The sequence below is a fragment of the uncultured Clostridium sp. genome (genome assembly GCF_934754915.1).
GTDB lineage: Bacteria > Bacillota > Clostridia > Clostridiales > Clostridiaceae > Clostridium.
The window spans coordinates 1-6,007 of the sequence record NZ_CAKVKB010000170.1; the positions used below are offsets into that span (position 1 = coordinate 1).

Consider the following 6,007-nt stretch of genomic DNA (forward strand, 5'->3'; position numbering starts at 1 on the left):
AAGAATTTTTTATAATGTATTAATTGTCAGTGGTTTATCCGTTGACTTTTTTTATACATAAAATTCTAAGTAGATTGAGATTTAAAGAAAGGTGATGAAATATGAAAGAAAATGCACTGGAATTAAGGAAAGAATACATGAGATCATATATGAAGAAGTGGAGAGCAAAAAATAAAGATAAGGTAAAAGCATCTAATGAGCGTTACTGGGAAAAGAAAGCAACAGAGGCTAAACAACAGTTGGAAGAAGCATTAAAAGTTGAATAGTTTAGGATTCTATTAATTTAAGTCTTGTAATAAGGCTTTTTATTTTGCATTGAAAGGGGTGGTCAGCTTGAGTGTAGTATGTAGAAATATCAAAGAATGAATAAAGAGTTTTAAAATCAGAAAAGGAAGGTATTAAAAATGAGTAGGAAAATAAGAAAAAAATTTAATTGTGATTCTAAAACAGAAGAGGTAACAGTATTAGCAGATCAATTATCAAAGTTAGTTAAAACTCTTACTGAATTGGTTACTTATATAGTAGAAAATAATAAAAATAATGAAATACAGGATAATCAAATTGATGAAGAAAATTCAATGACAGTTCCAGCTGAAGGAATTAATAATAATGATTCTAGGGTAAATTCAAATATTCAAGTGATTGGAGATTCTATATATTCAAAATATAACGCTAATTCACCTAGAGAAAACAAATGGAGATATTAGTAAAATACGACAATGATGAGAACTGGAGTTCGATAATTAGAAATTGAAATAATATTGCATATGATTGAAGCTTTAATATTGCCTCTTTGTATGCAATATTTTATATCAGTGTGAAAGGAAGTGATCAACTTGGATGAGAAAAAAGCAGTAGGCAGACCAAGAGTATTTAATTCTCAGGAAGAATTGGAACAGAAGATAATGGAATATTGGCAGAGGTGCGAACAACTTAATAAGCCTTATACATTAAGTGGACTGGCCTTGTGGATTGGAATAGATAGAAAAACATTGTACAACTATTCAGAGAAAGATGAATTTTTCCCCACTATAAAAAAAGCAAAAGATATAGTTGAAGCTTCTATGGAAGAAAGAGCATTAACTGGTGAAAACAATGTAACATTTTCTATATTTGCCCTTAAGAATAATTTTGGATGGAAAGATAAACAAGAGATTGAACATAGTGGGGAAACTAATGTAAATATGACTACTATGACACCAGAGGAAAGAGAAAGACGAATAGAAGAATTAAAAAAGAAACTCAATGAATAGGTGATATTATGCTGACAGAAAGTGAAGTATTAGAGTTAGAAGAATTATTAAGATTAAGAGATAGAGACCATGCAACAGAAGATTTGATAAGTTTTACTAAATGGACATTTCCTAACTATGAAGTAAGTGAGCATCATAGAAGATATGCAAAAGCACTTGATGATTTTTCAGTTGGTAAAATAAAAAATTTAATGGTATTTATGCCTCCTCAACATGGTAAGTCTGAATTATGCAGCAGAAGATTGCCAGCTAAACTTTTAGGGGATAATCCAGAGCTGAGAATTGCATTAGCATCATATAATCATAGCTTTGCCAGTAAATTTAATAGGGATGTTCAGAGAATAGTTGACAGTAATGAATATAAAGAAATTTATTTAAAGACTAGATTAGCATCCAAAGGTTTTAAAACTGATGGGTCCTGGTTAAGAAATTCAGAAGAGTTTGAAATAGTTAATCATAGAGGCAGTTTTATAACTGTTGGTGTTGGTGGAGGTTTAACAGGTAGGCTAGTTGATATAGGAATAATAGATGACCCTTACAAAGATGCAGCAGATGCATGGAGCCCAACAGTAAGGCAGAATGTACAGGATTGGTATGATACTGTATTTAAAACTCGTTTACACAATGATAGTCAGCAACTTATCACTCTAACAAGATGGCACCAGGATGATTTGGCAGGAACTATATTAAAGCGTGAACCTAAAAACTGGAAGGTTGTTGTATTTCCTGCTATAAAGATAGGACCACCGACAGAAGAAGATCCAAGAGAAGAGGGAGAAGCTTTATGGGAATCTAAACATAGCCTTGAAAGGTTACTAGCAATAAAAAAGCAAAATTCTCATGTATTTGAATCATTATATCAACAGAATCCAAAACCAGCAGAAGGATTGCTATTCTCAACAGAAAGTCTCAAGAGATTTAAATTATCAGATATAAAGAATATGAAGAGAGATGGAGTTGTAGCAGCTATTGATGTAGCTGATAAGGGAGAAGATTTTTACTGCATGCTTATTGGCGAAATTATAAATAAAAAGATTTATATCGTTGATTGCATATTTACTCAGGAGCCAGTTGAAAAGACAGAACCTCTGACTATAGCAATGTTAGATAAATACAGACCTAACAAGTGCAGAATAGAAAGTAATGGAGCTGGTGAAATGTATTGTAGAAATTTAAAAAAGCAATGCAGGAAGCAAGGATTTCTTACTAGCTTTGATCCTGTTTTCAGTACAATTAATAAAGAGACAAGAATATTATTAGCAAGTGGCCAAATAAAAGAGAATTTATACTTTAGGTCAGATTATTCTCATAACAGTCAATATTCAAAGTTTATGGACAATCTTACAGGGTATACACTTCAAGGTAAGAATGAACATGATGATGCACCAGATACAGCTACAGCATTAATAGATATGCTGCAGAAAAGTTCGCTTGGTAGAAGAACTGGAGTTCGATAAATTATAGGGGAGTTATTGATATTAAGGCCCCTCTTAAATTAGGAGATGATTAGCAATGAAAAATAAAGTAGTAAGAGCAATTACATCAGATACAACAGGGATGTTTATAAAGTCACAGATTGAAATTGATGATCCTATGGAAGCAGCATTGATTGCAATGGCAGTTGAGAGTTTATTAAAGCAATTTCAATTACAGCAGAAACAGGATTTAAGAATAAATAAAATATTAAAAGATTTAGGAAGAGATGATTTTGAAGATACTAAAATCCAGGAGCTGGCCATTAAGTATTTATCAGATATGTCAGAGGCCCTTAAAGTCAAGAATGAGATAGTGACAGTAGTTGAATAGATTTTTTTCCAAGAAGTTGGAAAAGATGATTATATCCATAAAATATTGATAATAGATAAAAATTCATATATTAACAAAGGTTCAGCATAATGTTGAACCTATAAATTTATTAAGCCTCTTCATTATGATGAGAGAAATTTTTTGCTAGTCACCTTTAGGTGAATTCGATTGTATGGCAGTATTAAACCTACAAAAGCCTACAATTGTATATATAATACTAACTAAAGCTATCGTTTTATTCAATATGGAAATAACACTGATAAATAAATCAAATATACACATTTGAAACAATGTCAGAATTGAATTACAATAAGGATATAAGGCGTAAAATCCGAATTATAAAGAGGTGGTATTATGATTGAAAAAAGTCCTTTTGAAATTAAAAGTGCGTTAGATGAACAGATTCATTTTGAATCTAAAGATGGGGTACAATATGCAAAATGGACAAAGGACAATAAACCAATAACACTAAGAAATTTTATAAACAGAATGATTGATAATAAAGACATATTTCCAATGATAGCAGAATTGAAAGATAAATATGATAAATTGTTACTGGAGCATGAGGAGCTAAAAGATAAAGATAAGACTTTGCAAACAGATTATCGGGAGTTATTGCTAAAGTATGAAAAAATAAACAATCATAATGATGAACTTATAAAAGAGGTAATTCGATTAAGGGAAAAGTTAGAACCTTTTGAAAAAAATCAAGGTAAGGGCAGACGAAAAGGGACTTATAAACTAAAAAGTGAACAGATACAACAAGTTTTGAAATTATATGAAGAGGGAATAAGCAAAAGGCAGATAGCTTTTAAATTTAAGGTAGATGAAAAGACGATAAGAAACATTATAAAAAGAGAAAGTGAATAAATATGTGATGCTAAATGTTATATTATAAAATCAATCACAGCCGATAGATATGTTTTTTATAAAAAAGTGAGGTACTGGGGGGTAGCAATTTTAAAAAAAACCTCGAACAACAGATATAGTAAGGCATTAAAGCTAATAAGAAACTTTATAGGTAAGTAATTTTTGATGAAATATTAACAATGGTTCAATATTTACAACAAGATAAATAGATTCGTTAAAATTTGGGAGTTGAAATGAAATCAATTAAATCTAAACTAATATTGCTGTTACAACATTGTATTTTTAGTTAAATGGATATATTTAGAGGGAAGAAGCGATTATCGCTTATAGATGTTTTTATTTGGTATTAAATAGTTTTAATTAGAGTTAACATGTGTTAAAAAGTATTCAAAAAGTTAATAATAAGCTTTTCAAACACCTTTTAATATGTTATTATATGTACATACAATATGGTGAAACATGAGAAGACAATTTATGGCAAGCTTAACAGCTTGTTTTTATTTTCACTTTAGAAAGGGTTATTTATGAGTATTGAAAAAATAAAGTTAAATAAAGATGAATTAATACATAAATTAAAATTAATATTTTCTGAATTAGCAATAGATTGTGATGAATTTGATTGCGATAAAAATCCAATTCAAATAAAAATAAAAAGAAATGATAAAAAAAGTGTACTACGAATATATTGTAAAAGAGATGGGCTTAAATTAGATACAAGTGTTGGAGCTGATAAAGAATTAAACATTGAAGTTGAAAGTAAATTTAATGATTTTGAAACTACAACCCAAAAAACATATTCATTTAAAAAAGTAAGTGAAAATGATTATGAGAATATAAAAGATAAAATTAATAAACTTGATAAAGTTGAAATTATACAGAAAGAAAATAAGGATCCTAATAAGAAAGAATTTCTTGAAATACAAAGTATTGTGACGCATGAAAGAATACTTGTTTCAAGCTTTAAGAATGGAACTTTAATGCTTCAAGGAATTGTTTGGAATCTTTGGGAAGATATTTGTGAAATTATTGATACTAGTATAAATAGTTCAATAGAAGATATAATTAATAGATTTTCATTTGGTGAAAGTGATAAGAACAATAGTGAAGATTATTCTAAAGAAGAAAATGATGTGAAACAAATAATAACAAGTGAAGTATTTGATTTCTTGGATGAACATTATAGAGATTATTTAATTTCAGCTCAATGTATTTTGAATAGTAGTTTAAAGATGAAAGAATTTAGTACTGTGTTATGTCCTACAGCTAAAGTATTAGAAGGCTTTTTGAAAAAAGTGCTAATAGAATTAGGTATTGAAAAATTAATAAACATGGAAGATGGTTGGAGCTTTGGAAAGGTATTATATAATTCTGATATTAATAGGCATATAATATATAAATATGCAGAGACTAGTAGATTATCAGCAGATAAAGAATTTAAGATATTTGAATTATATGATGCAGTAAGATTTTATAGAAATGATTTAAATCATGGTTCACCAAAGCCTAAAATAATTGTTAAAGAAAAAAGCAATGCATTAGAAATATATAATGAAATTTTAATTAAAATAAAAGATGGGTATTATAATATTATCAAATAATGTCAATACTTTAGGAAAGGGGTGTGATAATATGAATACTATATATGATAAATATATGTTAAAATTTAATAGTATGGGCACTGCATTTTCTAATGTATATGATTATAGGAAATTTTACAAAAGTTTTATAATTATTGAGGCTGAAAAATATTCAAATCCAACAAATTATTCTAGATTTGTGTTTGAAAAATTGGGCTTAAAAGGTGATGAAGTTATTATATTGGATTTATCAAATATAAGTGGAATGAGTATGAATTCCTTTTTTATATGGAAGTTTATTCTTGACGATAATAAATTAAGTGATGAGAAATTTATACAGATAAATTTATTAAGAAATGATGAGTATGAAAAATATTTTAAAGATTACTTGTTTTCTAAAATGAAAAAAATTAGAAGTACTCAATATCAGATGGCTTAATAATATGAAATCAAAAAAGAGGGCAATTTAATTTTTGCCCTCTTTTTTGCCCCTTATAGAAT

General features: G+C 28.4%; 8 protein-coding genes. All 8 read left to right on the top strand.

From position 1 onward, the window contains the following. Positions 1-101: 101 nt before the first annotated feature. The 8 genes from Q0F58_RS16515 to Q0F58_RS16550 all read left to right on the top strand — a co-directional run bounded on the left by Q0F58_RS16515 (position 102) and on the right by Q0F58_RS16550 (position 5,945). A complete protein-coding gene (locus tag Q0F58_RS16515; protein WP_294378965.1) occupies positions 102-266 on the top strand; it encodes a phosphatase in 165 nt (54 codons plus the stop codon). Between the two features lie 138 nt (positions 267-404). Then, positions 405-707 carry a hypothetical protein gene (locus Q0F58_RS16520; RefSeq protein WP_294378966.1) on the top strand — a complete coding sequence of 101 codons (303 nt, stop codon included), beginning with the start codon at positions 405-407 and terminating at the stop codon, positions 705-707. A 129-nt stretch (positions 708-836) separates the two neighbouring features. Further along, complete coding sequence (locus Q0F58_RS16525) at positions 837-1,253, top strand: DNA-packaging protein (protein ID WP_294378967.1); 417 nt, start codon at positions 837-839, stop codon at positions 1,251-1,253. An 8-nt stretch (positions 1,254-1,261) separates the two neighbouring features. After that, positions 1,262-2,710 carry a phage terminase large subunit gene (gene terL, locus Q0F58_RS16530; protein WP_294378968.1) on the top strand — a complete coding sequence of 483 codons (1,449 nt, stop codon included), beginning with the start codon at positions 1,262-1,264 and terminating at the stop codon, positions 2,708-2,710. A 55-nt stretch (positions 2,711-2,765) separates the two neighbouring features. Further along, positions 2,766-3,059 carry a hypothetical protein gene (locus tag Q0F58_RS16535; protein WP_294378969.1) on the top strand — a complete coding sequence of 98 codons (294 nt, stop codon included), beginning with the start codon at positions 2,766-2,768 and terminating at the stop codon, positions 3,057-3,059. A 354-nt stretch (positions 3,060-3,413) separates the two neighbouring features. Then, positions 3,414-3,929 carry a helix-turn-helix domain-containing protein gene (locus tag Q0F58_RS16540; RefSeq protein WP_294378970.1) on the top strand — a complete coding sequence of 172 codons (516 nt, stop codon included), beginning with the start codon at positions 3,414-3,416 and terminating at the stop codon, positions 3,927-3,929. Positions 3,930-4,453: 524 nt separating this feature from the next. Next, positions 4,454-5,527, top strand: coding sequence for a type II toxin-antitoxin system RnlA family toxin (locus Q0F58_RS16545; RefSeq protein WP_294378971.1), 1,074 nt, complete (start codon positions 4,454-4,456; stop codon positions 5,525-5,527). Positions 5,528-5,558: 31 nt separating this feature from the next. Then, positions 5,559-5,945, top strand: a complete 387-nt coding sequence (locus Q0F58_RS16550; protein ID WP_294378972.1) for a hypothetical protein — start codon at positions 5,559-5,561, stop codon at positions 5,943-5,945. Positions 5,946-6,007: the final 62 nt, after the last annotated feature.